Raw genomic sequence first — 24,777 nt, forward strand, 5'->3', positions numbered from 1 at the left:
CAACGATGCGACCCCTCGTTGGGCTGACGGCCTGCATCCGCAGCCCGCCCTTCGGGCCATCCGCTGCGCGGATGTTCGCTATGGCATCCTGCCTTCGCAGTCGCCTTCGGCTCACCCCAACCTACAATGCGTTCTTCATGTCCAAGCCCACGCCCACTCTCGCCATCGTCGGCGCCGGCCCCGCCGGCCTGATGGCCGCCGAAACCGCCCGCGCCGCCGGCCTCGAGGTCGACGTCTACGAAGCCAAGGGTTCGGTCGGCCGGAAATTCCTGCTGGCCGGCGTGGGTGGCATGAACCTCACGCATGGCGAGCCGCGTCCCGCCTTCGACGGGCGCTACGGCGAACGTGCGGCGGAAGTCGGGCGCTGGCTGGACGACTTCGACGCCGACGCACTGCGCGCATGGGCGCGCGGCCTGGGCGTGGAGACCTTCGTCGGCACGTCCCACCGGGTGTTTCCCGCCGACCTCAAGGCCGCGCCGCTGCTGCGCGCCTGGGTGCATCGCCTGCGCGAGAGCGGCGTGCGCTTCCACGTGCAGCACCGCTGGCTGGGCTGGACGGACGACGGCGCGCTGCGCTTCGCCGCGCCCGCGGGCGAACTGGCGCTGCGCGCGGATGCCACGGTGCTGGCGCTGGGCGGCGGCAGCTGGCCGCAGCTGGGTTCGGATGGCGCCTGGCAACCGTGGCTGATCGCGCGCGGCGTGGATGTCGCGCCGCTGGAGCCGGCCAATTGCGGTTTCGATATCGGCTGGAGCGCGCATCTGGCCGAGCGCCATGCCGGCGCGCCGCTCAAGCCGGTGGAGGCGCACTGGCGCGACGCGGACGGCCGCGAGCAGCAGCGCCAGGGCGAGTGCGTGATCACCGCTACCGGCATCGAGGGCAGCCTGGTGTATGCGCTGTCGGCGATGCTGCGCAAGGCGATCGCGCGCGACGGGCAGGCCACGCTGACGCTGGATCTGGCGCCGGACCGCCCGCTGGAACGCCTGCAGCAGGACCTGGCCAAGCCGCGCGGCAGCCGCTCGCTGAGCGAACACCTGCGGCGGCAGGCCGGCATCGCCGGCGTCAAGGCCGCGCTGCTGCACGAGCTGGTACGCAAGGAGGAGCTGCACGACAGCGCACAGCTGGCCCGCGCGATCAAACGACTCGATCTCCGGCTGCGGCAACCCCGCCCCATCGCCGAAGCGATCAGCAGCGCGGGCGGCGTGCGCCTGGAGGCGATGGACCAGGGCCTGATGCTCAGCGCCCTGCCCGGCACCTTCTGCGCCGGCGAGATGCTGGACTGGGAAGCGCCGACCGGCGGCTACCTGCTGACCGCCTGCTTCGCCAGCGGACTGCGCGCGGGCGCCGCCGCGGCAGCGTGGGCGCTGGCCCGTCCGCTCTAGCTAAGGACGCGTAGGTTGGGGTGAGCCGAAGGCGAACCCCAACATCGAGCTCATCGCACTGTTGGGGTTCGCCTTTGGCTCACCCCAACCTACGGCTTGTGCTGCTTACTTCAGGTTCGCCTTGCTGGCGTCGATATCCGCCTGCAGCTTGGTCGCCAGCTCCTTCGACGCATGGTCGAGCAGGCTGACGAACAGCTTCGGATAGTTGGTCTGCCCGTTGACCTCGGCCGTCGGCTCCAGGTGCGGCTCGCTGCGCGTGACGAAGCCGCGCGCATTGGTGGTGCAGCGCATGCTGATGTCCAGCGTGGCGATCGAGGGCTTGTCGTCCTCGCGGCGCACGCGGATGTCGGTCTTGACCCGCTCGCAGGCCACGGTGAGGTTGGAGATATAGGCCGGCTGCAGCGCCTGGCGCAGCTGGGCCTGCAGCACCTCGGACACGGGGCGCGAGGGGCTGAGCACCACCTTGTCGTCCAGGCCACGCACCTGCAGGTCGCCCGCGGTGGGCTCCACGCTGATCCACGGCGCGAAGGCCGGCACCACCAGTGCATCCACCGGCACGGTCTCGCGTGCCTTCTGCCCCCCGCAGGCGGCCAGCGCCAGCGCAATCGCGGCCAGGCCCGCCCCACGGGCCATCGTCGTCTTGTTCATGATTTCCCCCCAGCTAATTAGCCCGAAATGTACCTTGCACTGCGGCAATCGGGCAACGCCGGATGCGCCTCAATGCGGCGCGGTTCGCAGGAATCGCCCGCCCGGCACATCCGTCTAGCCGTCCAATCGCCGCGGCGGCTCAGGCCGCCCGGTAGTTGTCGACCTCGCGATAACGGCGTGCGTAGGCGCCGAAGGCCAGCGCGGCCAGCAGCGCGAAGGCGGCGAAGAAGAACATCTGGAAGGCGTCGACGCTCAGGCCCGTGCTGGCGATATGCCCGGTCACCGCCTCGTCCCGCACCGCGGCATTGGCGATCAGCACCCACAGGTTGCCGATGGTGGTGGCCAGGTACCAGAAGCTCATCATCACGCCCTTCATCGACGCCGGCGCCTGGCTGTACGCGAACTCCGGCCCCGTCGCGGAGACCAGCACCTCGCCGAAGGTCAGCAGCAGATAGGGCAGCACCTGCCACACGATCGACAGCGCCTGGCCGCCGTCCAGCAGCAGCTGGTAGCCGCCCACCACGATCCAGGCCAGCCCGGCGAAGGCGATGCCCATGGTCATCTTGCGCAGCGCGGTGGGTTCGACGCCGCGGCGGCGCAGCAGCGGAAACAGCACCAGATTGTTGAACGGGATCAGCAGCATCACCAGCAGCGGATTGAGCGCCTGCATCTGCGCCGGGTGGAACCAGTCCGGCGCGGCCATGGCATTGCCCTGCAGCACCCAGGTCGAGGCCTTCTGGTCGAACAGCGAAAAGAACGGCGTGGTCAGCGCGAAGATCACCAGCACGCGCAGCACGTTGCGCGCGCCGTCCACCGCCGCATCCGCATGCCGCCCGCGCGAGCGCTCCAGCTGCAGCCAGGCGCCGCCGCCGACGCCGCCGATCAGCGCCACGATGGCCAGGCACAGCGCGATCACGAAACCCAGCGAGGGCGCCATGGCCAAGGCAGCCAGCGCGGCGAGCACACCCGCGCCGGCCAGCCACAGGCCCGGCCGCGCCTGCCCCGGCGCCTGCGCGAGCAGCGCCGTGCGCACCACGCGGGTGAACGCGTCCGGATCGGGCGGCGACGGCGGCACCATCACGTAGCGGTGGCGGCCCAGCCACAGCACGAACGTGGCCGCCAGCATCAGCGCGCCGGGAATGCCGAACGCCACCGCCGCGCCGAAATGGCGCAGGAACATCGGCGCCAGCAGCGAGGCGAAGAACGAGCCGAAGTTGATGATCCAGTAGAAGGCGTCGAACACCGGCTTGGCCAGGTGCTTGTTGGCGCTGTCGAACTGGTCGCCGACGAAGGAGGCCACCAGCGGCTTGATCCCGCCCGCGCCCAGCGCGATCAGGCCAAGGCCGACGTAGAAGCCGGTGGGATGGTGCTCGAACAGCGCCAGGCACAGATGCCCCAGGCAGTACACGAGGCTCATCCACAGCACCGTGCGGTACTTGCCGAAGAAGCGGTCGGCCAGCCAGCCGCCGAGCAGCGGAAAGAAGTACACGCCGATCACGAAGGTGTGGAACACGTCCTTGGCCGCGCCCGGCCGCTCGGCTTCCGGCAGCTGCAGCAGCAGCGAGGTGATCAGGAACGGGGTAAGGATGTTGCGCATCCCGTAGAACGAAAAGCGCTCGCAGCCCTCGTTGCCGATGATGAAGGGGATCTGCCGCGGCAGGCGGCCGCGCGCGGTGGAAGGGGCGGCGCTCATGCGTGGCTCCAGGGGACCGGCCAAAGCCTCAAGTGTGCCGCAAGATTTTGCGGACACCAAGCCGATGCGCGTCATTCGGCCCTGTTAAGCTGCGCGCCACCTTACGGCGGCGATGCCCATGCGCTACCTCCAGACCTTCCTGCTGCTGGCCGCGGTGCTCGCCGCCGGCCTGTTGTGGAACCGCCATGCCGCGCGGCCCGTGCGCATGCCCGACCCGCCGGCGCAGTCCGCCGCGGAGGCGGCCCCGGCCGCGCGCCAGCCGCGCATCGCACCGGCCCCGGCCACCGGCCTGCCCTCGTTCCTGCCGTCCGAAGCGCGCGACACGCTGGCCCTGATCGCCCGCGGCGGCCCGTTCCCGAACCGGCAGGACGGCACCGTGTTCGGCAACCGCGAAGGCCTGCTGCCGCAGCAGCCGCGCGGCTATTACCACGAGTACACGGTGGCCACGCCGGGCCTCGGCTATCGCGGCGCGCGCCGGATCATCACTGGCGGTAATCCTCCGGTGGTCTACTACTACACCGACGACCACTACAACTCGTTCCGCGCTTTCGAGGTGCCGCGATGACTCCCCAGGACCACGACATCGACCTGCTCGACCCCGACGCCGGCGGCGTGTTCTTCGTGATCGAGGAAGACCTCGATCCGCTGGGCGCCCAGGGTTCCAGCCAGGGCCTGTTCGTCGCCCGCACCAGCCTCAAGGGCTGCACCGGCAAGGACGAACTGCTGCGCCGCCTGAAAGCCTCCTGGCGCCTGCCCGCCGAATTCGGCGACAACTGGGACGCCCTGGCCGACGCCGTCAACGACCTGGACTGGCTCGAAGGCACCGGCTACCTGCTGCTGTTCGACCACGCCGACGACCTGCGCGAAGCCAGCGAAGAAGACTTCGACATCCTGCTGGACATCCTCGACGAAGCCGCCGAGACCTGGCAGGAAGACAGCAAACCGTTCTTCGCTTTCTTCGCCATGCCCGAAAGCGCCTTCAACGACCCGGATTTCTGATGCAGTCCATCGATTTCGACCTCGACGACCGCCACGAGCACGTCGAACTCAACCAGCTCCTGAAACTGACCGGCCTGTGCGACAGCGGCGGCGCCGGCAAGGCGATCGTGGCCAGCGGCGCGGTATACGTCGACGGGCAGCAGGAACTGCGCAAGACCTGCAAGATCCACGCGGGCCAGGTCGTCGAGATCGACGACATCCGCATTCGCGTGAAGCGCGCGCCGTAAAGCACGCCCGAACAAACTCCGCCGCGAGCCCCGCCCCCTCACCCTGCCCTCTCCCCGGAGGGGAGAGGGGTGAAGTCGTGAGGTAGGCAGGAACGAAGAACCAAAGCTGGCCTCGTTCCTTGAACGTCCTCTCGGCAACGGCACGTTGAAGCACGCGTTACGTAAACGCACTGCCGTTTCGTGTAGACCCAGGTTAATCAGACTACCGCAGCCGTCCACTGCTCCTTCTAGTCGCGTCGCGAGCCTTTGCCTTTAGGCCATTTCTCTTTGGTTACTTTCTCTTTGGGCCAGCAAAGAGAAAGTGACCCGGGCGCCGGCAGGCGTCCGGAATGCCCGCTGCATAAGCGGCCCATTCGCGATAACGCGAAAACCAAGCGATACAGTTACTGGATCCCGGCCTACGCCGGGATGACGAGCAAAGAGGCCTACGCCGACACGCCAGGCGAAGGAAGCGGCATCGCATCAATCCGCGCCCGCAGATGCGTCACCTGCGGCACCCGCAACAGAAACTCGCGCTCCAGAACCTCAAGGATCTCATCCGTATCGGTAAGCGTGCGCCGCACAGTCTCCCCACCCAACGTATGCACCGCGAAATCCCGACCACGCAAAGTCAACCTCCGCCCCGCCTCAGTACGCGCAACATTCAACCCATGCAAAAAATGCGACTCCGGAAACGTCGACGTATAGTGATTAGCCACCACATAATCGACATCATCCTTCGCCTGCAGATCGAAGCGATACAGCGTCTGCCACACCCCCCGCACCAGCGCCTGCATGCGCCAAATGCCCCCCTGCTCCAGCAGCCGATACGGCTCATGCGTACTCGCCTGCTCCACCAGCGGCACCAGCCTCAACGCCCCCGGCAACACCATCCCCCCGAACCCCACATCGGCCAGCCAGCTCTCGCCATCGATCTCGATGCGCAGCAGCATATGGCTCTGCGCGGTGACGTCATCGTCGTCACGCTGCCATAGCACGCGGGCGATCAGCCCCTGCACCGCATAGCCGATCGCACGCAGCACTTCGCGGAACACGAAATTCTGCTCGAAGCAGTACCCGCCGCGCCCGAACTCGACCAGCTTGCGCTCCAGCCGCCGCCGCTCCAGCACCACCGGAATACCCAGGAACGGATCGAGATTCTCGAACGGAATCGCCGCCACGTGCGCCACCGCCAGGGCACGCAAGGTCGCCGCATCGGGCTTCGCCTCCCCCTGGAAACCGATGCGCCGCAGATAGGCCGGCAGGTCGATGGCGTAGCTCATGGAAAACACCTTGGGGGTAGGCTGGGGAGGCGGCACCATAGCACCGCGGCCGGAGGTAACCCCGTGCCATTCGTGGGCGAAAACAGTTCGAACGGCGCCGCCCCGCGCGCCGCCCCTTTCGATCGATGGAGCCTCGCACCATGCGTACCCGCCTGCCCCGCCTCCGCCTGCTCGCCGGCCTGATGCTGGCCGCCGGCACCACCGCCTGCGGCGTCGTTGCCGCCGACAGCGCACCCGTCGCCGCACCGGCGCCCACCGTCGATGCCGCGCCCGCCCAGGGCGAGCAGATCGCCGTATTCGCCGGCGGCTGTTTCTGGGGCGTCGAATCGGTGTTCGAGCACGTCAAGGGCGTGAAGAAGGTCTGGTCCGGCTATGCCGGCGGCCAGGCCGCCACGGCCAGCTACGAGCAGGTCTCCGGCGGCAACACCGGCCATGCCGAATCGGTCAAGGTGGTGTACGACCCGGCCAAGGTCAGCTACGGCAAGCTGCTGCAGGTGTTCTTCTCGGTCGCCACCGACCCGACCCAGCTCAACCGCCAGGGCCCGGACACCGGCACGCAGTACCGCTCGGTGATCTTCTACGGCAACGACGAGCAGAAGCGCGTGGCCAGCGCCTATATCGCCCAGCTCGACCAGGCCCACGTGTTCCGCGCCCCCATCGTCACCCAGGTCGCGCCGCTGAAGGCCTTCTACATGGCCGAGGCCTACCACCAGGATTTCGCGCGGCTGCATCCGGACTATCCGTACATCGTGATCAACGATGCGCCGAAGGTGCGCCACCTGAAGGAGCTGTTCCCGGCGGAGTACAAGCCGGACGAAAGCGTCGTGGACGTGCAGTTGCACTGAGACGAACGGCGTAGGTTGGGGTGAGCCGCAGGCGAACCCCAACGTTGCCGCACAGTTGGGGTTCGCCTGCGGCTCACCCCAACCTACGCACTACGCACAGGCATCCTCAACGCTGCTTCGGCGGCACCAGCCGCAGCTTCGCGGGCTTCGGGCTGCGCACCAGCTGGCGTGCGATCTCCTCGGCCGCTTCGGGGCGCGAGTAATAAAAGCCCTGGCCTTCGGCGCAGCCGGCCTTGAGCAGGAACTCGTGCTGCTCCTTGGTCTCGATGCCTTCGGCGATGGGCCGCAGGCCCAGGCTGCGCGCGATGGCGAGCATCGCCTCGGTGATCGCGGCGTTGTTGGAATCCTGCGGCAGGCCGTTGATGAAGGAGCGGTCGATCTTCAAAAAGGCGATGGCCGACAGCTTCAGATAGGCCAGCGACGAATAGCCGGTGCCGAAGTCGTCGATCGCCACGCCCACGCCCAGCGCGTGCAAGGCGTGCATGGTGCGGTCGGTCTGTTCGCCCAGGCGCAGGATCGCGCTCTCGGTGATCTCCACCAGCAGGCGCTTGCCGTCCAGCTGTTCGGCATCCAGCGCCGCGCTGAGGCGCTCGATGAAAGTGCGGTGGCCGAAGGTGCTGGCCGAGACGTTGATCGCCATGCGCAGCGGCGGCAGGTGCGCCTGGTCCCAGCGGCGCACCTGGGCGCAGGCTTCGCGCATCACCCATTCGTCGATCTGGCGGATGAGACCCAGGCTTTCCGCCATCGGGATGAATTCGTCCGGCAGCAGCACGCCGCGTTCCGGATGGCGCCAGCGCAGCAGCGCCTCCACCGCCACGATGCGGCTGGTGCGCAGCTCCACGTTCGGCTGGTAGACCAGGTACAGCTCGCCGCGCACCAGGGCCTGGCGCAGGTCCACGCCCAGCATCAGGCGGCGGCGCGCGTCGGCATGCATCAGCGGCGTGTAGAAGCGGAACGCGTTGCGCTCCTCGGTCTTGGCCACGTACATGGCCGCGTCGGCATTGGTGATCAAGGTGATCGGGTCGCCGCCGTCCAGCGGGAAGCCGGCGATGCCGATGCTGGCGCTGAGTGCGATCTCGTAGTCGCCCACCAGCACCGGCTCGGCCAGCGAGGACAGCAGGCGGGTGGCCATGGTGCGCGCGTCTTCGCGGGTGGGCAGGCGGCCCAGCAGCACGGTGAACTCGTCGCCGCCGATGCGCCCGGCCACGTCGTGCGGACCCAGCGCGCGGTCGATGCGCTCGGCCACCTTCACCAGCAGGCTGTCGCCGATCGCGTGGCTGTAGCTATCGTTGACTACCTTGAAGGCGTCCAGGTCCACGAACAGCACCGCCACCGCATTGCGGCCGTGGGTGGCGCCGAGGATGGCGTGCTCGCACAGGCGCTCGAATTCGGCGCGGTTGACCAGGCCGGTGAGCGGGTCGTGCGTGGCCAGGTGTTCCAGGCGCAGGCGGTCGGCCTTGATCGCGGTGATGTCGGTCAGCACCGCCACGTAGTGCTGCACGCGGCCGTAGGTGTCGCGGATGGCGCTGATGCTGAGCAGTTCCGGATAGCTGCTGCCGTCCTGCCGCCGGCTGGACACTTCGCCCTTCCAGTTGCCGCCGTTGGCGACGGTGTCCCAGATCGAAGCCGGCAGCGGCGAGCCGTCGAGCTGGGTGCGCGTCTCGTCGAAGCGCCGCGTGCGCACGGCATCGGCGTCATAGCCGGTGATGCGGGTAAAGGCAGTGTTGACCGTGGTGATGCGGCGCTCGGCGTCGGCGATCACCACGCCCTCGGCGATGCCGGCCAGCGCTTCGGAGGCGATGCGCCGCTCGTGCTCCATCGACAGCCGCTCGGACACGTCGCTGATGATCGCCTGCCGCACGAAGCGCTCGCCCCACAGCGCCAGCGCGCTCTGCGTTTCCACCGGGCGCGCCTCGCCGGCGGCATCGCGCAGCAGGGCGACGTTGCTGTCCTGCGGCGCCTCGCCGGAGGCGAACAGGCGCGCGAACGACTCGCCCAGCAGTTCGTCCGGGCCGCGCCCGGTCCAGCGCGCGGCGGTGCGGTTGGCGTCGAGGATCTGCCCGGAGGACTCGTCCACCATCACGATGGCCGAGGCGGCGCTGTCGAACAGCAGCCGGTAGCGTTCCTCGGTGCCGCGGATGCCGGCCAGGATGCGGCGCGCCATGCGCAGCCACAGCAGTCCGGCCACCAGGGTGATCAGGGCCACGCTGGCGAACAGCACCCGGCCCATCCAGGTGGCGCCGTTGGCGATGTGCAGCGAGAAGCTGCTGCTGCGCGGCTCGATGAAATCGTTGAGCTGGTGGATGCGGTCGCGCTGCCGCGCCAGCTCGGCCGGGGCCAGCGCGCCGGCGGCGTAGCTGCGTTCGAGTTCGCCGGCGATCACGTTCAGTTCGGCGATCTGGCCGTCCACCGAATGCCAGTCGGCGAGCGCCTCGCGCATATGCGGGGCGGCGGAGAAATACTGCAGGATGAAAACCATGCCGGGGATCGCCGAGGGGATCACCCCGCCGCGGCGGAAGGCCTCGATCACTTCGGCCCGGTCGAAGTCGCCGCTGTCGATCTTGTCGCGCGCATAGCGGTCGGTCACCAGCACCGCGTAGTTGCGGCGGAAACCCTGCAGGTAGACCGGATCGCCCTTGGTGGCGTAGTTCTCCAGGTCCACCACCGCCTGCTTCTGCGCCTTGGACCAAAGACTCTCGCCGTTGAGAAAACCGGCGAGAGTCACCTGGAGCTGCAAGGCTCCCCATGTAAGGGCGAGGACCAGCCCGAGCATTGCCGCCAGTGCGTAGGCCAGCGGCAGCAGCCTTTGCAGCAATGGTCTTCGCAAGCCAGTACGAGCGTTACGCATAGCGTCCCGTGTCCTCATTCAAGCCGACATCCACTGCCTGCGATGCGTCCCGCCCGGCAAACGCGTTGCGTCAGGCTGCGGCTTCACTGACTGACCACGGATCCTGGCGCACGTCCAGGCAGCGGTCCAAGGTGATCTGCATGCTGACGTAGCTGCGTCGCACGCATTCCCCCAGATAAGCCACCTCGGCCGGCGTCGGCGCCGTCCCCATTAGCGTACACACAATTTCGAGCGCTTCCCAAGGATGAGTATCGTCGTAGGCCGCGTGAAGTTGGAGCCAACGCAAACCCTTGCCCCGGGTCTCGGTCGCAAAGGCCTCCTTGTAGGGACTCTCGAACACCTTCTGGGACCACTCCCCCGTTGCACCTTCCACCGCGTAATTGGTGGCGATCATGCCGGCGGCGAGGGAAGCCTTGGTGCTCACCTGTTCGCACCAGTCGGGCAAGGCTCCCGTGCCATGGGGCGGCAACCCGTGCAGGACCTCGTCGCGGCTGATCCCCGCGGCTTCGGCCCAATCCAGCCAGTACTCGGCGTGGTTCTGCTCCACGCGGATGTTCCGCACCAGCCAGCGCCGGGCCAGGTTGTCGCCCTGGGTCCGGCCGTACTGGGTCTTCAGCAGGTTCAGCGCCATGTAGGCCGGGAAACGCTCGATGACGGGCCAGATCCCCACCATGAAGTCTCGCGTGGAGGCAGCGTGAAGACGACTGTTCATCATCAGCTCCCATACCTCGTGGTCCACCACCGTGCGCTTGGTCTCCTCGGCAGCGTGGACGATGTCCTGCGCCCAGTGCGGATAGCTGCTCAGCTCGGTCAGCGCGCCAGTGCGTTCGAATTGCGTAGTCATGATGCGATCTCCAGTGTTTTGACTGACGTCGGCCGAATGGCCGACGCCCCGGCGCCAGAAAGGTGCCGGAGATCACATAATCTTCGGACTGGAGGTGGCAGGACATGGAAAATCGTCCGGCCCTTCGGGGTAGGGCTATTGGCCGGGTGACGATTGGGGGGACGGGAACAGGGAACAGGGAACAGGGAACGTGCGGGTTGTAGTGGAAGCGAAGCTTGCGATCCTTCCCCCCGTTCCCCGTTCCCCGTTCCCCGCTCTCAAAGCATCGGCAGCTTCAGCCCCTGCTCCTTCGCGCACTGCACGGCGATGTCGTACCCGGCGTCCGCATGGCGCATCACTCCGGTGCCCGGGTCGTTCCACAGCACGCGGGCGAGGCGCCGGTCCGCCGCCTCGCTGCCGTCGCACACGATCACCACGCCGGAATGCTGCGAATAGCCCATGCCCACGCCGCCGCCATGGTGCAGCGACACCCAGGTGGCGCCGCCGGCTACGTTGAGCATGGCGTTGAGCAGCGGCCAGTCGGACACGGCATCGCTGCCGTCGCGCATCGCTTCGGTCTCGCGGTTGGGGCTGGCGACCGAGCCGGAGTCCAGGTGATCGCGGCCGATCACCACCGGCGCCTTCAGCTCGCCCTTGCGCACCATCTCGTTGAAGGCCAGGCCCAGCTTGTGGCGCAGGCCCAGGCCCACCCAGCAGATGCGCGCCGGCAGGCCCTGGAAGCTGATGCGCTCGCGCGCCATGTCCAGCCAGCGGTGCAGGTGCGGATCGTCCGGAATCAGTTCCTTCACCTTGGCGTCGGTCTTGTAGATGTCTTCCGGATCGCCCGACAGCGCCACCCAGCGGAACGGACCCACGCCACGGCAGAACAGCGGGCGCACATAGGCCGGCACGAAGCCGGGGAATTCGAAGGCGTCGGCGCAGCCTTCGTCCTTGGCCATCTGGCGGATGTTGTTGCCGTAGTCGAAGGTGGGAATGCCGGCGCGCTGGAACGCCAGCATCGCTTCCACGTGCGTGCGCATGGAGTGCTTGGCCGCCTTGGCGGTGCCGGCCGGATCGCTCTTGCGGCGCTCGAACCACTGCTCCACCGTCCAGCCGCTGGGCAGATAGCCATTGACCGGGTCGTGCGCGCTGGTCTGGTCGGTGACCGCGTCCGGCTTCACGCCGCGGCGCACCAGTTCCGGCAGCACGTCCGCCGCATTGCCGAGCAGCGCGATCGACTTCGCTTCGCCGGCGGCGGTGTACTTCGCGATGCGCGCCAGCGCGTCGTCCAGGTCGGTGGCCTGCTCGTCCACGTAGCGCGTCTTCAGGCGGAAATCGATGCGGCTCTGCTGGCATTCGATATTCAGCGAACACGCGCCGGCGAGCGACGCCGCCAGCGGCTGCGCGCCGCCCATGCCGCCCAGGCCCGCGGTGAGGATCCACTTGCCCTTGAGGCTGCCGCCGTAGTGCTGGCGGCCCATCTCCACGAAGGTCTCGTAGGTGCCCTGCACGATGCCCTGCGAGCCGATGTAGATCCACGAGCCGGCGGTCATCTGGCCGTACATCATCAAGCCCTTCTTATCGAGCTCGTTGAAGTGCTCCCAGTTCGCCCAGGCCGGCACCAGGTTGGAATTGGCCAGCAGCACGCGCGGCGCATCCGGGTGGCTGGGGAACACGCCGACCGGCTTGCCGGACTGGATCAGCAAGGTCTCGTCGTCGTTCAGTTCGCGCAGCGCGCGCAGGATCGCGTCGAAGCATTCCCAGTTGCGCGCGGCGCGGCCGATGCCGCCGTACACCACCAGCTCGGCCGGGTTTTCCGCCACCTCCGGGTCGAGGTTGTTCTGCAGCATGCGGAACGGCGCCTCGGTGAGCCAGCTCTTGCAGCTCAGCTCGCCGCCGCGCGGCGCGCGGATGGTGCGGGTGGTGTCGATACGCGTCGGGGCGTTCATGGGAAATCCTGGCCTGCGGGGGGAAACGTCGATTATGGGCGCGGGTTTTCGGGACCGCCAACTGCACTGCGGCAAAACCGTCCATTTGGCCGATTGTGGCGGTATCCGCGGCGGGACCAGACTTTGCGCGGGGGAAGCCGGGCCATGGCCGCGTCGCGGCTCGAACGGGAGGGTCCCATGTACGCGACACGCACCATCTACCTCGCGGCGCTGATCGCCGCCCTGCTGGTCACGGCAAGCGCGAATGCCGCCGACAAGGCCGCGCCGAAGAAGGCGCCAAGCGATGCGGAACTGATCGCCAGCGCGATGCGCGCCGCGCCGCCGGGCGTGGCCAAGGGCGCCACCATCATCGCGATGAACGCGGACGGCAGCGCGCGCATGCTGCGCAAGGGCACGAACGACTACACCTGCATGCCGGACAACCCGGAAACGCCCGGGCCGGATCCGATGTGCATGGACAAGAACGCGATGGAATGGGCGCAGGCGTGGATGAGCCACAAGCCGCCGCCGGCCGGCAAGATGGGTGTGATGTACATGCTGTCGGGCGGCACGGATGCGAGCAACACGGATCCGTATGCGACGAAACCCGACGCGAGCAACCACTGGATCAAGACCGGCCCGCACATCATGGTGGTGGGCGCGGATGCGGCGTTCTACGACGCGTATCCGAAAGGCGCGGATCCGGATACGTCGGCGCCGTATGTGATGTGGGCGGGGACGCCGTATCAGCATCTGATGGCGCCGGTGAAATAGCTCCGCTTTGCCCCCTCTCCCCTCCGGGGAGAGGGCCGGGGTGAGGGGGACCTACGGAGCAGTGAAGCGGAAGCATAGAAGCGCGCGACGCTTCGTCGAACGTCCACCGCGAGCACCCGCCCCTCATCCGCCTGCCGGCATCTTCTCCCCGAAGGGGAGAAGAGTTTTCATAGCCGCCCTATTGATGTCCGAAAACGGCGAGTCCCCCGCCGCCCCCGGTGCTAGCCTGCATGCATGGCCACCGTCCCCGCCCCCAGCGCGCCCCTCCCCGACCGCCTCTGCGAACAGGCCCGCCTCAGCCGCGATGCGCGCTTCGACGGGCTGTTCTTCACCGCCGTCACCAGCACGCGCATCTATTGCCGCCCGGTCTGCCCGGCGCCGTCGCCGAAACCGGAAAACATCCGCTACTACGCCAGCGCCGCGGCGGCGGAAGCGGCCGGTTTCCGCCCCTGCCTGCGCTGCCGGCCGGAGCTGGCGCCGGGCAACGACAGCTGGCAGCGCGGCGACCACGTGATCGCACGCGCGCTGAAGCTGATGGAACAAGGCGTACTGGAAGACGATTCGCTGGAAGACATGGCGCAGCGATTGGGCGTGGGCGCGCGCCAGCTGCGCCGCGTGTTCGTCGAGCGCCTGGGCGCGCCGCCGATCAGCGTGCACACCACGCGCCGCCTGCTGTTCGCGAAGCAGCTGCTGACCGAGACCGACCTGCCGGTAACCGACGTCGCGCTCGCATCCGGCTTCCGCAGCCTGCGCCGCTTCAACGCGGCGTTCCAGCAGGCGAACCGGATGCCGCCGCGCGAACTGCGCCGCCATCCGGCGAAGGCGGCGGACGGCGGCCTGGCGCTGCGCCTCAACTACCGGCCGCCGTATGACTTCGAGGCGATCCTGGCGTTCCTGCGCACGCGTGCACTGCCGGGTGTGGAGCAGGTGGACGAGCGCAGCTATGCGCGCGTGTTCGGCCCCGCGGATGCACCCGGCTGGCTGCGCCTGAGTGCGTGGCCGAACGGCGAGCATGCGCTGAAACTGGAACTGCAGTGCCCGCAGCCGGCGCGCATGCTCGGCGTGGTGTCGAAGCTGCGGCGCATGTTCGACCTGGACGCGGACCCGCAGGCGATCGGCGCGGTGATGCATGCCGGCGGCGTGCTGAAGCCGCTGCACCAGCGCCGCCCCGGCCTGCGCCTGCCGGGCGGCTGGGACGGTTTCGAGATCGCGGTGCGGGCGATTCTCGGCCAGCAGGTGAGCGTGGCGGCAGCGCGCACGCTGGCCACGCGCATCGTGCAGCGCTGGGGCACGCCGGTGGCGGGTATCGTGGCGCCGGGGCTGGAGCGCCTGTTTCCGGGGCCGGAGATCCTGGTCGACGTGGACCTGCGCGAAGTGGGCCTCACTACGGCGCGCGCCAATACCGTACAAGGCGTGGCGCGCGCGCTACTGGACGGGCGCATCGATTTCCGCAGCGAACAGCCGCTGGATGCGTTCGTGGCGAGCTGGGTGGAGCTGGCCGGCATCGGCGAATGGACCGCGCACTACATGGCGATGCGCGCGCTCAGCCATCCGGATGCGTTCCCCGCCGCGGACCTGATCCTGCGCCGCGCCGCCGCCGGCGACGGCGCGGAACTGAGCACGAAAGCGCTCACCGCGCTGGCCGAAGACTGGCGCCCCTGGCGCGCCTATGCGGTGATGCATCTGTGGCGCGCCGCCACCGACGCGGCCGAGCGCGCCAAACCGAAGGCAAAGAGCGCATGAGCGAGACGATCTGGTACGACGTGCTGCCCACCCCGATCGGCCAGCTGCTGCTGGTGGCGGATGCGCAGGGGTTGCGCGAGGTGTGGTTCGAGACCGGCCGGCAGCGCAAGTCGCCGCAGCCGGCATGGGTGCATGCCGCCAGGCCGCTGGCCCAGGCGCGCCGCCAACTGGAGGAATACTTCGCCGGCGAACGCACGTCCTTCGAACTGAAGCTGCATCCTGTCGGCACGCCGTTCCAGCTCGCGGTGTGGGAAGAACTGGGGCGCATCCCCTATGGCGTGACGATCAGCTACGCGGAACTGGCGCGGCGCATCGGCCAGCCCGCGGCGATGCGCGCGGTGGGCGCGGCGAACGGGCGCAATCCGATCCCGATCATCCTGCCCTGCCACCGCGTGATCGGCAGCAACGGCAGCCTCACCGGTTTTGGCGGCGGGCTGCCGACCAAGCGTTTCCTGCTGTCGATGGAAGACCGCGTCGCGCACGGCGACCTGTTCGCGCTGCCGTAGGTTGGGGTGAGCGCCAGCGAACCCCAACGGGCACCGCACGACATGGCCAGGCACTTTAGCGTTGGGGTTCGCTAGCGCTCACCCCAACCTACGAGCTGCGCGCTCAGCGCTGCGGCTGGTTCTGCGGCTGCGCCTGCGGCGTGGGATGCAGCTGATCGAGCGCGGACGGCGGCGGCTTCTTCGCCGTCGACGACGGCCGCACCGGCTGCGGCAGCACCAGCGGCGCGCTGGACGACGCGGCGCGGTACTGGTCCACGGCCGCGCGCTGGCGCGCATCGAAGCGGTCCTGCTGGGCCTGGCTGGACAAGTCCAGCCCCTGCGCCGCGGCGGGGTTGTTCGCCTGCGCCTGGCGCACCGCCGCCGCATTGAGCTGGCGCTGCTGCTCCTGCAGCTGGCTGGTGCGCAGCTTGTCCTGCAGGATCGCCTGCTGGTTCGCCTGCTGCGCATTGATGGCGTTGTAGTTGGGCTGGTAAGTGGGCTGCTGCGCCTGCTGGCGCTGCTGCTGTTGCTGTTGCGCGGCGGCCGGGGCCGCGGCGGCCAGCACCGCCAGTCCGAGCAGGGCCGGCCGGACAAGACGCTGTATGGACAGAGATGTAATGGTCATACGAGTGCGCCATCATGGTGGGATTGCCTGGAACATCGTATGGACTCGCGTATGAAAATCCTGTTTCGCCTGCTGCTCTGCTCCGTTGCCGCATTCAGCGCCGGGTGTGCCACCCGTCCCCCGGCTAAACCCGCGCCGGTGGTCAAGGCCGCGCCGGCCCCGCTGCTGCTGATCTCGATCGACGGCTTCCGCGCCGACTACATCCAGCGCGGCCTCAGCCCCACCCTCGCCGCGCTGGCCCACGAAGGCGTGCGCGCCCAGGCGATGCAGCCGTCGTTTCCGTCGCTGACCTTCCCGAACCACTACACCATCGTCACCGGCCTGCGCCCGGACCATCACGGCATGGTCAACAACACCATGTTCGACCCGGAGCTGGGCGAGTTCTCGCTGAGCAACCGCGCCGCCGGCGCCGACGGCCGCTGGTGGGCCCAGGGCACGCCGATCTGGGAAACCGCGGGCCGCCAGGGCCTGAAGACCGCCACCATGTTCTGGCCCGGCAGCGAAGCGCCGATCCACGACTACCGCCCCGACCACTGGCTGCCCTACGACGGCGCCATGTCGCCGGAGCAGCGCGTGGACACCGTGCTGAGCTGGCTGGACCTGCCGGCCGGCGAGCGCCCGACCTTCCTCACCCTGTACTTCGACGACGTCGACCATGCCGGCCACGGCTACGGCCCGGATTCGAAGCAGGTGAACGAATCCATCGCCAAGGTCGACGGCGCGCTCGCCCAACTGGTCGACGGCCTGAAACAGCGCGGCCTGCTCGACCGCATCAATATGATCGTGGTGTCCGACCACGGCATGGCGAGCGTGCCGGCCAAGCACAACGTGATGGTGGACAAGCTGGTGCCGCTGAACCAGGTGCAGGTGGTGAGCCTGGGCGTGCTGGCCGGCTTCAACGCCAAGCCGGGCCATGACTTCGCCAAGATCGAGGCCAAGCTGGAGAAGCCGCAGCAGCACATGCAGTGCTGGGACAAGACCCGCATCCCCGCGCGCCTGGCCTACGGCAAGAACCCGCGCGTGCCGCAGCTGGTATGCCTGGCGGATGTGGGCTGGCGCGTGACCACCAGCGACTACGTGGCCAAGAAGCTCAAGAAGGGCGACAAGCTGAGCCTGGGCGAGCATGGCTACGACAATGCCGACCCGACCATGCAGGCGCTATTCGTCGCGCGCGGCCCGGCGTTCCGCCAGGACACCGTGCTGCCGGCGATCTCGAACGTGGACGTGTATCCGCTGATGACGCAGCTGCTGGGTGTGACGCCGGTGCAGAACGACGGCGATGCGCAGGCGCTGAAGGCCGCGCTGAAGGACAAGACTCAGTAAGGCTGCATGCTCGAATGAATCGGGGGTTCGCCGGCCGACGGCGCCCCCCGATATCGCCGAGCCTGCCGCTCATGCCCGGAAACAGGCTCGGCTTCCGGCACCACGCGGCACAGCCGCAGGCCGTCGGCAACGTTGGCTCCCTCGTCGTCGATCTCCAGGTTCGAACGGATGGGCCGGCATTCGTCGAACCGGTAACCGGGCAGGAATTCGAAAAAGAGGTCGATGTCTGCCTGCGCATCGTCCCGCGTTATCGCATAGAGAGAATGCCTGCCCGCAAGGAGCCGTTCGCGCGTTCGCGACCACAGGCCACGCCCTGTCGAAAGGCGGGTCAGCCAAGTCACCCCCACAACGCGGATTCCCTCGGGACGTACAAGAAACGGAACCAGGTAGGAGTTGGTATAGCCCAGCAGGGCGACGGTGCTGCCCGGAGCGAGATCGAGCGGCTCCACCTCGTAAACCTGTTGCCCGTAGGTAGTCCGGCGATACTGGGGATAGTGCGTCGACATGGACAGGCCCACGCATAGCAACCCCATCGCCCAGGCAGTCGGCCTGACCGATCCGCCATCGCGCCAGCATGACATCACGGCCTGGGCCGCCATCAAGACCAGCAAGCCAGTCAAGGCCTCGATCGGAATCGCGTAACGCAAGATCGAGAACAAGCCCATCCAGAACAGATACGCCAGGCTGACAAAGAGAATCAGCAAGCCTGCCACGCGCGCCTCTCGCGGCTCGGTGGCTTGTCTCCGGCGCCACCGCACGAGATTGACCAGGGCGATGCACAGCACCGCCAGCATGCCCGCCGCATAGCGCGCGTCAGCAAATCGCGCCTCCGTGACGACCCATACACTCGGGCGCAGCCAGAAGAACGGATAGAACAGCCATTGCAGCGAACTGCGCGGCCGAAAGGCTCCATCCGTCGCGCTGATCGGCGCAACCAGATCCGACCTGAAAATCTGGTTGAACATCGGAAACACCGGGTTGCCGCTGAATTGGTATAGATGCCAGCCCCACCAGCCATAAGCCACCGCGAACGCCAGGCATGCGCCTGCGGCATAAAAACCAGCCAGCCGCCAGGCCTGCCTGCGCAGACCGAGGGTGATCAGCAGCGCAATGGCCATGGCCGGCGGATAGACCACGGCAGTGGGCTTGAGTCCGGCCGCCAGGCCACAGCACAGGCCTGCTCCGAAGGCACGGCGCCACGATGGTGGCGCCACCTGGTCGAGGTACAGCGGCATCAGAATGTGCAGGCCAAGCAGAGTCAGCATCGCCATGGGCACTTCATTGGCGGTGCTGCCTGTCTGGGCGATCAGCATGGTTCCGCTGGCGCCGATCAATACGGCGAACCGATCCCCCCAGCCGAACGCCAGCCCCCGCAACGCGGACAGGCGATGCGCGATGCGCCAAAGCACATGGAGCAGCCCGCCGAACCACATTCCTTGCAAAGCAGCCACCACGCGCGGCCAATGCCCCGCCGGACCGGTGGCAAGCAGGTAGTAGGGCACATCGGGCAGCGGGTTGAAGTAGGAGGGAAGCCCGCCTGGAGCAAGGTCGAGAGCATGTCGTCGGTTCAACCAGGCCCATGGATTGTAGAGGTGATAGTTTCTGGTATCCCAGCTCGCCTCCTGCCCCAATGCCACGGAAAGAACCGCACCTGTCAGCAGGCAGGCGGCAAGCGCAAGCCATGTGGACGGCCGCCCATCGGTGAAGGGCTTGCTCATGTCAGCCCCGATCCGCTTCCGGGGCTGGATGCGCAAGATAAGCCAGATGCTTCTGCTCGCGCCGCCCCATGGTCACCGTGGAAAGCACCAGCCCGCAGCACATGCAAAGCGCAGCAAGGCCCGCCAGCGCCACACACAACAATGCCGTCGGAAGACGGGGCACCAGTCCTGTCCGGATGTAGGTATCGAGCAACGGCCCGGCAAGCAGGACTGCGCAAGCCATGCAGCAGCCCGCTACCGACGAAAAGAAGGCCAACGGCTTGCCGCTCTTGGTCAAGCGGACGATGAACCACAGGATGCGCCAGCCGTCAGCCCAGGTCCGCAGCTTGCTATGCGACCCATCCACACGATGCCGGTAGGAAGTGGGATGTTCTGCCACTGGCATGCTGAGCTCCAGGGCATGGATGGTCAGTTCCGCCTCCACCTCGAAGCCCGAGCCAAGGGCCGGATAGGATTTGACGAAACGTCTCGACAGTATCCGGTAGCCCGAAAGCATGTCGGTGAATGCGTGGCCGAAGATCCACCCCACGATGCCGGTGAACAGCCGGTTACCCATACGGTGCCCTGGCCGGAATGCTTCCGGCGGCCCCTGGCATCTGGCGCCGACCACCATGTCCAGGCGCTCGTCCAGCAATCGCGCGACCATGGCCGGGGCCGCTGCTGCATCGTAGGTGGCGTCACCATCCACGATCACATAAACATCGGCGTCGACATCGGCGAACATCCGCCGAAGCGCGTGCCCTTTGCCTTGAAGCGGCTGCCGGCACACTTGGGCGCCCATACGCTGCGCTATGTCGGCAGTGCCGTCCGTCGAATTGTTGTCGCAGATGTAGATCCGCGCTGCCGGCAGCGCCTGGCTGAACGCGCGGATCACCGCGGAAATGGTCACGGCTTCGTTGTAGCAAGGGACCAGCACGGCGATGCGGTACATACAAGGCTCGCTATGGATGGGCTGGCGCCATCCGGGAGGTGGATGATGGCTAGCCTTGCATCAAGCGGCGCCAATGACGACGCCTCAGCCTATGTTTTTCGGACGGGTCCGATTTCTATGAGCACGATCGATACCGCCCTCCGCTACATCTCAGGCAGTGCCGGCTCTTTCCCCGATGAAGGAGGGCCGGGCAGCGGCGGCAATGCGAACAGCTTCCATGCGATGCAAAGCCCAGCCAGCACCAGCGTGCCGACGAACAGCGCAACGCCTCGCCAGTTCCATGCCGCGTAGAACAGGCCACCGCCAGCCCCCGCCAGACTCGATCCCATGTAATACGCGAACAGATACATCGACGACGCCTGCGCCTTGGCCAGGCCCGCGCGGCGCCCCACCCAACTGCTGGCGATCGAGTGCCCGCCGAAGAAACCGAAGGTGATCGCCACGATGCCCAGCACGATCAGCGCCAGCGGCGCGGCCAGGGTCAGCAGCACGCCGGCCAGCATCAGCGCGAAGGCGGTCCACAGCACTTTGCGCCGCCCCAGCTTGCCGGCCAGGTGTCCCATCCAGGCCGAGCTGAACGTACCGATCAGATAGACGCTGAAAATCAGGCCTACTACCGCCTGGCTCAGCCCGTACGGCGGCGCCAGCAAGCGATAGCCGATGAAGTTGTAGACAGTGACGAACGCGCCCAGCAGCAAAAAGCCCTCGGCGAACAGCCACGGCAGGCCCGCGTCGCGGAATGCGCCGGCAAAGCGCTGCCGCAGGGCTTTCCAGTGAAACGGCTGCACCGTGAAATGCCGCGACGGCGGCAGGCTGCGCCAGAACACCAACCCCGCCAGCAGGCCGATCGCGCCGACCGCGCCGACGCCCGCGCGCCAGCCGACGAAGTCGGCCATCACGCCGGCCACCAGGCGTCCGCCCATGCCGCCGAGCGCATTGCCGCTGATGTACAGGCCCATCCCCAGGCCGATCGAATCCGGATGCATCTCTTCGCTGAGATACGTCATCGCCACCGCGGGCAGTCCGCTAAGAGTGAGCCCGAGCAAGGTGCGCAGCACCAGCAGCATGGGCCAGTCGCGCACCATCGCGGTGGCGATGACCAGCAGCGAGGAGGTGAGCAGCGACACCGTCATCACCGACTTGCGGCCCCAGGCATCGGACACCGCGCCGGCCACCAGCATCGCGACCGCCAGCACGCCGGTGGTGACCGACAGCGACAGCGCCGCGCCGGCCGCGCTCACGCCGAAGTCCTTGCTGAACTCCGGCATCAGCGGCTGCACGCAATACAGCAGGCCGAAGGTGGCGATGCCCGCGGCGAACAGGGCGAAATTGGTGCGCCGGAACAGCGGCGTGCCGTGGCGGATGAACTCCTCGCCCGCGCGGTTCGCGGCGGCCTGGGCTTGCATAAAGATCCTTGGCGGCGCACCGGGGGACTGGTGCGTCCGTCAAGGATAAAGCCATCGTGCGGTGCGATCGACCGGACTTATTCCAGCCGCAGCAGCCAGCCCTTGCCCGGTTCGACCGGAATCGCATCGCCCGGCTTGAACGTCGCCGCCGGCTGGAAACCCGGGATCGCCGGCGCCACCAGTTTCGCCTTGGCCGGATTCAGGCCCAGCGCCTTCCAGTCGATGGCGAGCTTCGCCTCGGTCCGCTCCGGCGCCCACGAGGCCAGCGCCACCAGGGTGCCCTGCCCTTTGCGCACGTAGCTGGTGGCGAGCACGTCGTCGCGGCCGGTCTTGACCGGTGCATCGTGCACCCACCAGCCGATCATCTCCGCCTTGGCGATGCCGAAGCCGTCCCACAGCTTCCACAGCGGACGCGGATCGCTCTTGGGCGACCAGCCCAGCCGGCTGGTCATGCCGAACACCATGCCGCGCCACGGGTTGCCGTCGTTCTGCAGCATCTCGCCCATCAGGCCGTAGGGAATGCCGGATATCTCGGTCAGCCAGTACGCCGGCGTGCTCTTCTCGTAGTCGAAGTATTCGCCGAACCACAGGCGGTCGATGTAGGGGAACAGCTCCATGTACAGCAGCGAGCTGTTGATATAGCCGTCGCGCGGGTTGTACTGGTTGGCCGAATGCAGGTCGATCAGCGGATCCTGCCGGCGTGCCTGCAGCACCTTGCGCACGCGCTTCATGGTGGTGCGGTCGTAGGCGACGTCGTCCAGATACAGCCCGTCGATGCCTTCGTTGCGCGCCAGCCAGTCCAGGCCCTCGATGTAGTAGTTGTGCCAGCGGCTCTGTCCGGCATTGATCACCGCCGCGTCGCGGTTTTCCGGCACGTGCCAGGCGGGGATGTAATCGCCGTCCAGGTGTTCCTGCAGCCAGGAGAAGCCGCCGCCCTTGCCGGCGCTGATCACCTCGTGGCCCAGCGATTCGAGCATGGGCAGCTCGGGCGCGCGGTCGGACAGCTCGCGGATGGTGTCGTAGATCTTCACCCGCATGCCGCGCTGGTGGGCCGCATCGATGTATCTGCGCATCGCCTCGGCTTCCAGGAACGGATAGTTGATCCACGGATTGATCGGCGTGGCGTGATGGATGTTCACCACGTTCGCGCCGTCGGCCTTGATCGCGTCGAGGTCGCCGTACTTGTGGAAGAAGCGCTCGCCGAACTGCTGGGCCGGCTGGATGGTCTTGAACGGCGTCACGCGCAGGACCACGTCGTAGCGCAGCGTCTGCCCCGCCTTGAGCGTGCGCGAGCCGCTGAAGGCGCGCACCAGGTAGCGCTCCTTGCCGCGCTCCAGGTCGATGCCGCCCTGCCCGCCATTGTCCCAGGACTGCGGAATGCGCAGCGGCTGCTGCTGGTAGAAGTTGGTGTTGAGCGGGCGCAGGTAGTGCTCGTCGCGCAGGTGGAATTCCAGGCCGGCGTTGACCGCGCCGATCCACGCGCCGTCCTGGTTGTTGCGCACGTTCCAGTGCCAGCTGAAACCAGTCGGCGCTTCGCCGCCCTGCTGGCCGAGGCCGAGCTGGTAATGGGCCACCTCGTTGCGCAGCGGCATTTCCAGGCGGATGTCGCCGACCTGGGTTTCCCGGTCGGCCTGCAGCTCGATCGCGTACTGCAGCGTGCCGTCCGCTTCCAGCGAGGCCTTCACTTCACCGCGCAGCGGGCCGGCGTTGCCGGTCACCGTCCAGTGCACCTTGCCGGGTCCGTCGGTCTCCACTTTCGGCATGCCCTTGCCGGCCAGCGCATGCACGCCCGAGCCGTCCTCCACCAGCAACTGCATCGGCGCCTGCAGCAGCGCCTGCGGCTGCCTGGCGAAGCCGGTCATGCGCTCGTCGAAGCGGCTCTGGATCTGTGCGGGCAGGCCGCTGTCGGCGAGCGCGATGTCGCGGCCGAGAATGTCGAGCGTCGCGCCCTTCACGGCGATGGGCGTGAACGGCTTCACTACGGCGTCGTCCTGCGCCAGGGTGGAATCGAGCCAGCGCAGGCGGGTGAGCTTGAACGGATCGTCGTCGCCATGCGCAACCGCCACACCGTCGCCTACCGTGATGGAAAGCGGCACGCGCTGCGCATCCACGCCATCGGCGCCGATGCTCACTTCGCCCTGGTACACGCCGGGCTTGGCGTCCGCGGGAATATCCACGCCCATCCATAAGGGCTGCACGCGGCCCTTCGCCACGTCCACGCGCGTGCCGAACGGCTGGCCGGTGTAGTCGATGCCGCGCAGATTGAAGCAGGTCAGCGCGGTGGCGGGGATGACCGCGCCGTCGGGGCCGTGCAGGTCGCCGAAAGCCACGCGCACCGCGTTTGCCGGCGCGCGCGCTGCCCACAGGCCGATCTGGAAGCTGAGGTATTCGCCGCGCAGTGCGCTGTCGCTCAAGTCGCCGCCGGGGCCGCGCTGCGCCCACGAAGCGGGCAGCGTGTCGAACATGCGCACGGGATTGGCGCGCGTTTCCGGAAACAGCAGCAGCGGCCCGGCATGCTTCGCCAGCAGCGCGTCGAGTTCGGCCGGCGTGGCGGTGCGTTCCATCTCGGTATATGCATCGAAATCGTCCACCGCTTCGTAGCGCAGCACCTGCGCCTGCGGCAGGCGGTTCCAGGCCGAGGCCTTGCCGAGCTTGCCGGCCCAGGCCGGGTCGGCGATGTCGCGCGCCGCGGCGTAGGTGACCACCGGGTAATTGCTGCGGCCGCCGCCGACATAAGGCTGGTAGTACACCGCGTAGGTGCCGGCCTTCGCAGCCTGGAACACCAGTTCGCCGGATGCGCGGTCGATCTTGCCGGTGACGAGGTTGGCCACCGGCGCACCGTCGGGATCGGCCACGATCACCGCCAGCTTCTCCGGATGCGCATCGCGCCGGCGCCAGGGAATCACTACGTGCACGGCCTCGGCCGGCGCGTCGACCTGCACGAGATAGCGATGATTGCCCAGCTTGGCAGGATCCCAGCGCAGCACGGGCGCGCCGTGTTCGTCCGCATTGGCCACCGGCGCCAGCGCCAGCGACGCTCCCGCCATCATGCAGGCCAGCACTGCCCGCGCGTAGAACTGCCGCATCGTCCACCTCGCCCATGCTGCCAAACGGAAGTGT

Annotated in this window: 20 protein-coding genes; 9 read left to right on the top strand and 11 right to left on the bottom strand. The window is 67.8% G+C overall.

Going from position 1 to position 24,777, the window contains the following annotated elements; all coding sequences use genetic code 11:
- The first annotated feature begins 137 nt into the window (after positions 1-137).
- Positions 138-1,379, top strand: coding sequence for a TIGR03862 family flavoprotein (locus FHW84_RS11775; RefSeq protein ID WP_167255664.1), 1,242 nt, complete (start codon positions 138-140; stop codon positions 1,377-1,379).
- Between the two features lie 105 nt (positions 1,380-1,484).
- Here FHW84_RS11775 and FHW84_RS11780 read toward each other — a convergent pair whose 3' ends face one another.
- Entirely contained in the window at positions 1,485-2,027 is a 543-nt protein-coding gene (locus FHW84_RS11780) for a hypothetical protein (protein WP_167255666.1), read from the bottom strand.
- Between the two features lie 139 nt (positions 2,028-2,166).
- Complete coding sequence (locus FHW84_RS11785; protein ID WP_167255668.1) at positions 2,167-3,720, bottom strand: oligopeptide:H+ symporter; 1,554 nt, start codon at positions 3,718-3,720, stop codon at positions 2,167-2,169.
- A gap of 118 nt (positions 3,721-3,838) precedes the next feature.
- Here FHW84_RS11785 and FHW84_RS11790 point away from each other — a divergent pair, with 118 nt between their 5' ends.
- The 3 genes from FHW84_RS11790 to FHW84_RS11800 are packed head-to-tail and all read left to right on the top strand — an operon-like array spanning position 3,839 to position 4,946.
- Positions 3,839-4,285: a ribonuclease domain-containing protein gene (locus FHW84_RS11790; RefSeq protein ID WP_167255670.1), complete on the top strand. Its 447-nt coding sequence runs from the start codon at positions 3,839-3,841 to the stop codon at positions 4,283-4,285.
- Positions 4,282-4,719: a barstar family protein gene (locus FHW84_RS11795; protein ID WP_167255672.1), complete on the top strand. Its 438-nt coding sequence runs from the start codon at positions 4,282-4,284 to the stop codon at positions 4,717-4,719. Before FHW84_RS11790 ends, FHW84_RS11795 begins: the two co-directional genes overlap by 4 nt.
- A complete protein-coding gene (locus FHW84_RS11800; RefSeq protein ID WP_167255674.1) occupies positions 4,719-4,946 on the top strand; it encodes an RNA-binding S4 domain-containing protein in 228 nt (75 codons plus the stop codon). Before FHW84_RS11795 ends, FHW84_RS11800 begins: the two co-directional genes overlap by 1 nt.
- A 425-nt stretch (positions 4,947-5,371) precedes the next feature.
- Here the strand turns inward: FHW84_RS11800 and FHW84_RS11805 are convergent, their stop codons facing one another.
- The gene (locus tag FHW84_RS11805; RefSeq protein ID WP_167255676.1) at positions 5,372-6,208 is read right to left on the bottom strand and encodes an arylamine N-acetyltransferase; all 837 of its coding nucleotides are present in this window, start codon (positions 6,206-6,208) and stop codon (positions 5,372-5,374) included.
- 140 nt (positions 6,209-6,348) lie between these two features.
- Between FHW84_RS11805 and msrA the strand changes: the two genes are divergently transcribed.
- On the top strand, positions 6,349-7,053 hold the full coding sequence (gene msrA / locus FHW84_RS11810; protein ID WP_167255678.1) for a peptide-methionine (S)-S-oxide reductase MsrA: 705 nt from the start codon (positions 6,349-6,351) through the stop codon (positions 7,051-7,053).
- 106 nt (positions 7,054-7,159) lie between these two features.
- Here msrA and FHW84_RS11815 read toward each other — a convergent pair whose 3' ends face one another.
- The 3 genes from FHW84_RS11815 to hutU all read right to left on the bottom strand — a co-directional run bounded on the left by FHW84_RS11815 (position 7,160) and on the right by hutU (position 12,673).
- Positions 7,160-9,868 (bottom strand): EAL domain-containing protein, encoded by a 2,709-nt coding sequence (locus FHW84_RS11815; protein WP_343203596.1) that lies wholly within the window; start codon positions 9,866-9,868, stop codon positions 7,160-7,162.
- Positions 9,869-9,971: 103 nt separating this feature from the next.
- On the bottom strand, positions 9,972-10,745 hold the full coding sequence (locus tag FHW84_RS11820) for an iron-containing redox enzyme family protein (RefSeq protein ID WP_167255682.1): 774 nt from the start codon (positions 10,743-10,745) through the stop codon (positions 9,972-9,974).
- A 257-nt stretch (positions 10,746-11,002) separates the two neighbouring features.
- Positions 11,003-12,673 carry a urocanate hydratase gene (gene hutU / locus FHW84_RS11825; protein WP_167255684.1) on the bottom strand — a complete coding sequence of 557 codons (1,671 nt, stop codon included), beginning with the start codon at positions 12,671-12,673 and terminating at the stop codon, positions 11,003-11,005.
- A gap of 177 nt (positions 12,674-12,850) precedes the next feature.
- On the opposite strand from hutU, the gene FHW84_RS11830 reads away from it, so the two are divergent.
- The 3 genes from FHW84_RS11830 to FHW84_RS11840 all read left to right on the top strand — a co-directional run bounded on the left by FHW84_RS11830 (position 12,851) and on the right by FHW84_RS11840 (position 15,675).
- Positions 12,851-13,426 carry a hypothetical protein gene (locus FHW84_RS11830; RefSeq protein ID WP_167255686.1) on the top strand — a complete coding sequence of 192 codons (576 nt, stop codon included), beginning with the start codon at positions 12,851-12,853 and terminating at the stop codon, positions 13,424-13,426.
- A gap of 234 nt (positions 13,427-13,660) precedes the next feature.
- Entirely contained in the window at positions 13,661-15,169 is a 1,509-nt protein-coding gene (locus tag FHW84_RS11835; RefSeq protein WP_167255687.1) for a DNA-3-methyladenine glycosylase 2, read from the top strand.
- Positions 15,166-15,675 (top strand): methylated-DNA--[protein]-cysteine S-methyltransferase, encoded by a 510-nt coding sequence (locus tag FHW84_RS11840; RefSeq protein WP_167255689.1) that lies wholly within the window; start codon positions 15,166-15,168, stop codon positions 15,673-15,675. The genes FHW84_RS11835 and FHW84_RS11840 overlap by 4 nt, the downstream gene beginning before the upstream one ends.
- 103 nt (positions 15,676-15,778) lie before the next feature.
- On the opposite strand, the gene FHW84_RS11845 is transcribed toward FHW84_RS11840, so the two are convergent.
- Positions 15,779-16,279, bottom strand: coding sequence for a hypothetical protein (locus FHW84_RS11845; protein WP_167255691.1), 501 nt, complete (start codon positions 16,277-16,279; stop codon positions 15,779-15,781).
- Between the two features lie 51 nt (positions 16,280-16,330).
- On the opposite strand from FHW84_RS11845, the gene FHW84_RS11850 reads away from it, so the two are divergent.
- Positions 16,331-17,602: an ectonucleotide pyrophosphatase/phosphodiesterase gene (locus FHW84_RS11850; RefSeq protein ID WP_167255693.1), complete on the top strand. Its 1,272-nt coding sequence runs from the start codon at positions 16,331-16,333 to the stop codon at positions 17,600-17,602.
- On the opposite strand, the gene FHW84_RS11855 is transcribed toward FHW84_RS11850, so the two are convergent.
- The 4 genes from FHW84_RS11855 to FHW84_RS11870 form a co-directional block, all read right to left on the bottom strand.
- On the bottom strand, positions 17,596-19,320 hold the full coding sequence (locus FHW84_RS11855) for a hypothetical protein (protein WP_167255695.1): 1,725 nt from the start codon (positions 19,318-19,320) through the stop codon (positions 17,596-17,598). The two genes, FHW84_RS11850 and FHW84_RS11855, sit on opposite strands and share 7 nt — an antisense overlap.
- Position 19,321: 1 nt before the next feature.
- Entirely contained in the window at positions 19,322-20,251 is a 930-nt protein-coding gene (locus FHW84_RS11860) for a glycosyltransferase family 2 protein (RefSeq protein WP_167255697.1), read from the bottom strand.
- Positions 20,252-20,394: 143 nt separating this feature from the next.
- Positions 20,395-21,657: an MFS transporter gene (locus FHW84_RS11865; protein ID WP_167255699.1), complete on the bottom strand. Its 1,263-nt coding sequence runs from the start codon at positions 21,655-21,657 to the stop codon at positions 20,395-20,397.
- 77 nt (positions 21,658-21,734) lie between these two features.
- Positions 21,735-24,743 (bottom strand): glycoside hydrolase domain-containing protein, encoded by a 3,009-nt coding sequence (locus tag FHW84_RS11870; RefSeq protein ID WP_167255701.1) that lies wholly within the window; start codon positions 24,741-24,743, stop codon positions 21,735-21,737.
- Between the last annotated feature and the right edge of the window lie 34 nt (positions 24,744-24,777).

Source organism: Dyella sp. SG562, from assembly GCF_011759495.1.
Lineage (GTDB): Bacteria > Pseudomonadota > Gammaproteobacteria > Xanthomonadales > Rhodanobacteraceae > Dyella_D > Dyella_D marensis.

What these genes read in the sequence shown, in the direction of transcription:
- FHW84_RS11870 (WP_167255701.1), bottom strand. Translation starts at nt 24,743, where the DNA reads ATGCGGCAGTTCTACGCGCGGGCAGTGCTGGCCTGCATGATGGCGGGA.
- msrA (WP_167255678.1), top strand. Translation starts at nt 6,349, where the DNA reads ATGCGTACCCGCCTGCCCCGCCTCCGCCTGCTCGCCGGCCTGATGCTG.
- FHW84_RS11855 (WP_167255695.1), bottom strand. Translation starts at nt 19,320, where the DNA reads ATGAGCAAGCCCTTCACCGATGGGCGGCCGTCCACATGGCTTGCGCTT.
- FHW84_RS11860 (WP_167255697.1), bottom strand. Translation starts at nt 20,251, where the DNA reads ATGTACCGCATCGCCGTGCTGGTCCCTTGCTACAACGAAGCCGTGACC.
- hutU (WP_167255684.1), bottom strand. Translation starts at nt 12,673, where the DNA reads ATGAACGCCCCGACGCGTATCGACACCACCCGCACCATCCGCGCGCCG.
- FHW84_RS11840 (WP_167255689.1), top strand. Translation starts at nt 15,166, where the DNA reads ATGAGCGAGACGATCTGGTACGACGTGCTGCCCACCCCGATCGGCCAG.
- FHW84_RS11830 (WP_167255686.1), top strand. Translation starts at nt 12,851, where the DNA reads ATGTACGCGACACGCACCATCTACCTCGCGGCGCTGATCGCCGCCCTG.
- FHW84_RS11805 (WP_167255676.1), bottom strand. Translation starts at nt 6,208, where the DNA reads ATGAGCTACGCCATCGACCTGCCGGCCTATCTGCGGCGCATCGGTTTC.
- FHW84_RS11775 (WP_167255664.1), top strand. Translation starts at nt 138, where the DNA reads ATGTCCAAGCCCACGCCCACTCTCGCCATCGTCGGCGCCGGCCCCGCC.
- FHW84_RS11835 (WP_167255687.1), top strand. Translation starts at nt 13,661, where the DNA reads ATGGCCACCGTCCCCGCCCCCAGCGCGCCCCTCCCCGACCGCCTCTGC.
- FHW84_RS11785 (WP_167255668.1), bottom strand. Translation starts at nt 3,720, where the DNA reads ATGAGCGCCGCCCCTTCCACCGCGCGCGGCCGCCTGCCGCGGCAGATC.
- FHW84_RS11790 (WP_167255670.1), top strand. Translation starts at nt 3,839, where the DNA reads ATGCGCTACCTCCAGACCTTCCTGCTGCTGGCCGCGGTGCTCGCCGCC.
- FHW84_RS11845 (WP_167255691.1), bottom strand. Translation starts at nt 16,279, where the DNA reads ATGACCATTACATCTCTGTCCATACAGCGTCTTGTCCGGCCGGCCCTG.
- FHW84_RS11780 (WP_167255666.1), bottom strand. Translation starts at nt 2,027, where the DNA reads ATGAACAAGACGACGATGGCCCGTGGGGCGGGCCTGGCCGCGATTGCG.
- FHW84_RS11800 (WP_167255674.1), top strand. Translation starts at nt 4,719, where the DNA reads ATGCAGTCCATCGATTTCGACCTCGACGACCGCCACGAGCACGTCGAA.
- FHW84_RS11865 (WP_167255699.1), bottom strand. Translation starts at nt 21,657, where the DNA reads ATGCAAGCCCAGGCCGCCGCGAACCGCGCGGGCGAGGAGTTCATCCGC.
- FHW84_RS11850 (WP_167255693.1), top strand. Translation starts at nt 16,331, where the DNA reads ATGAAAATCCTGTTTCGCCTGCTGCTCTGCTCCGTTGCCGCATTCAGC.
- FHW84_RS11795 (WP_167255672.1), top strand. Translation starts at nt 4,282, where the DNA reads ATGACTCCCCAGGACCACGACATCGACCTGCTCGACCCCGACGCCGGC.
- FHW84_RS11820 (WP_167255682.1), bottom strand. Translation starts at nt 10,745, where the DNA reads ATGACTACGCAATTCGAACGCACTGGCGCGCTGACCGAGCTGAGCAGC.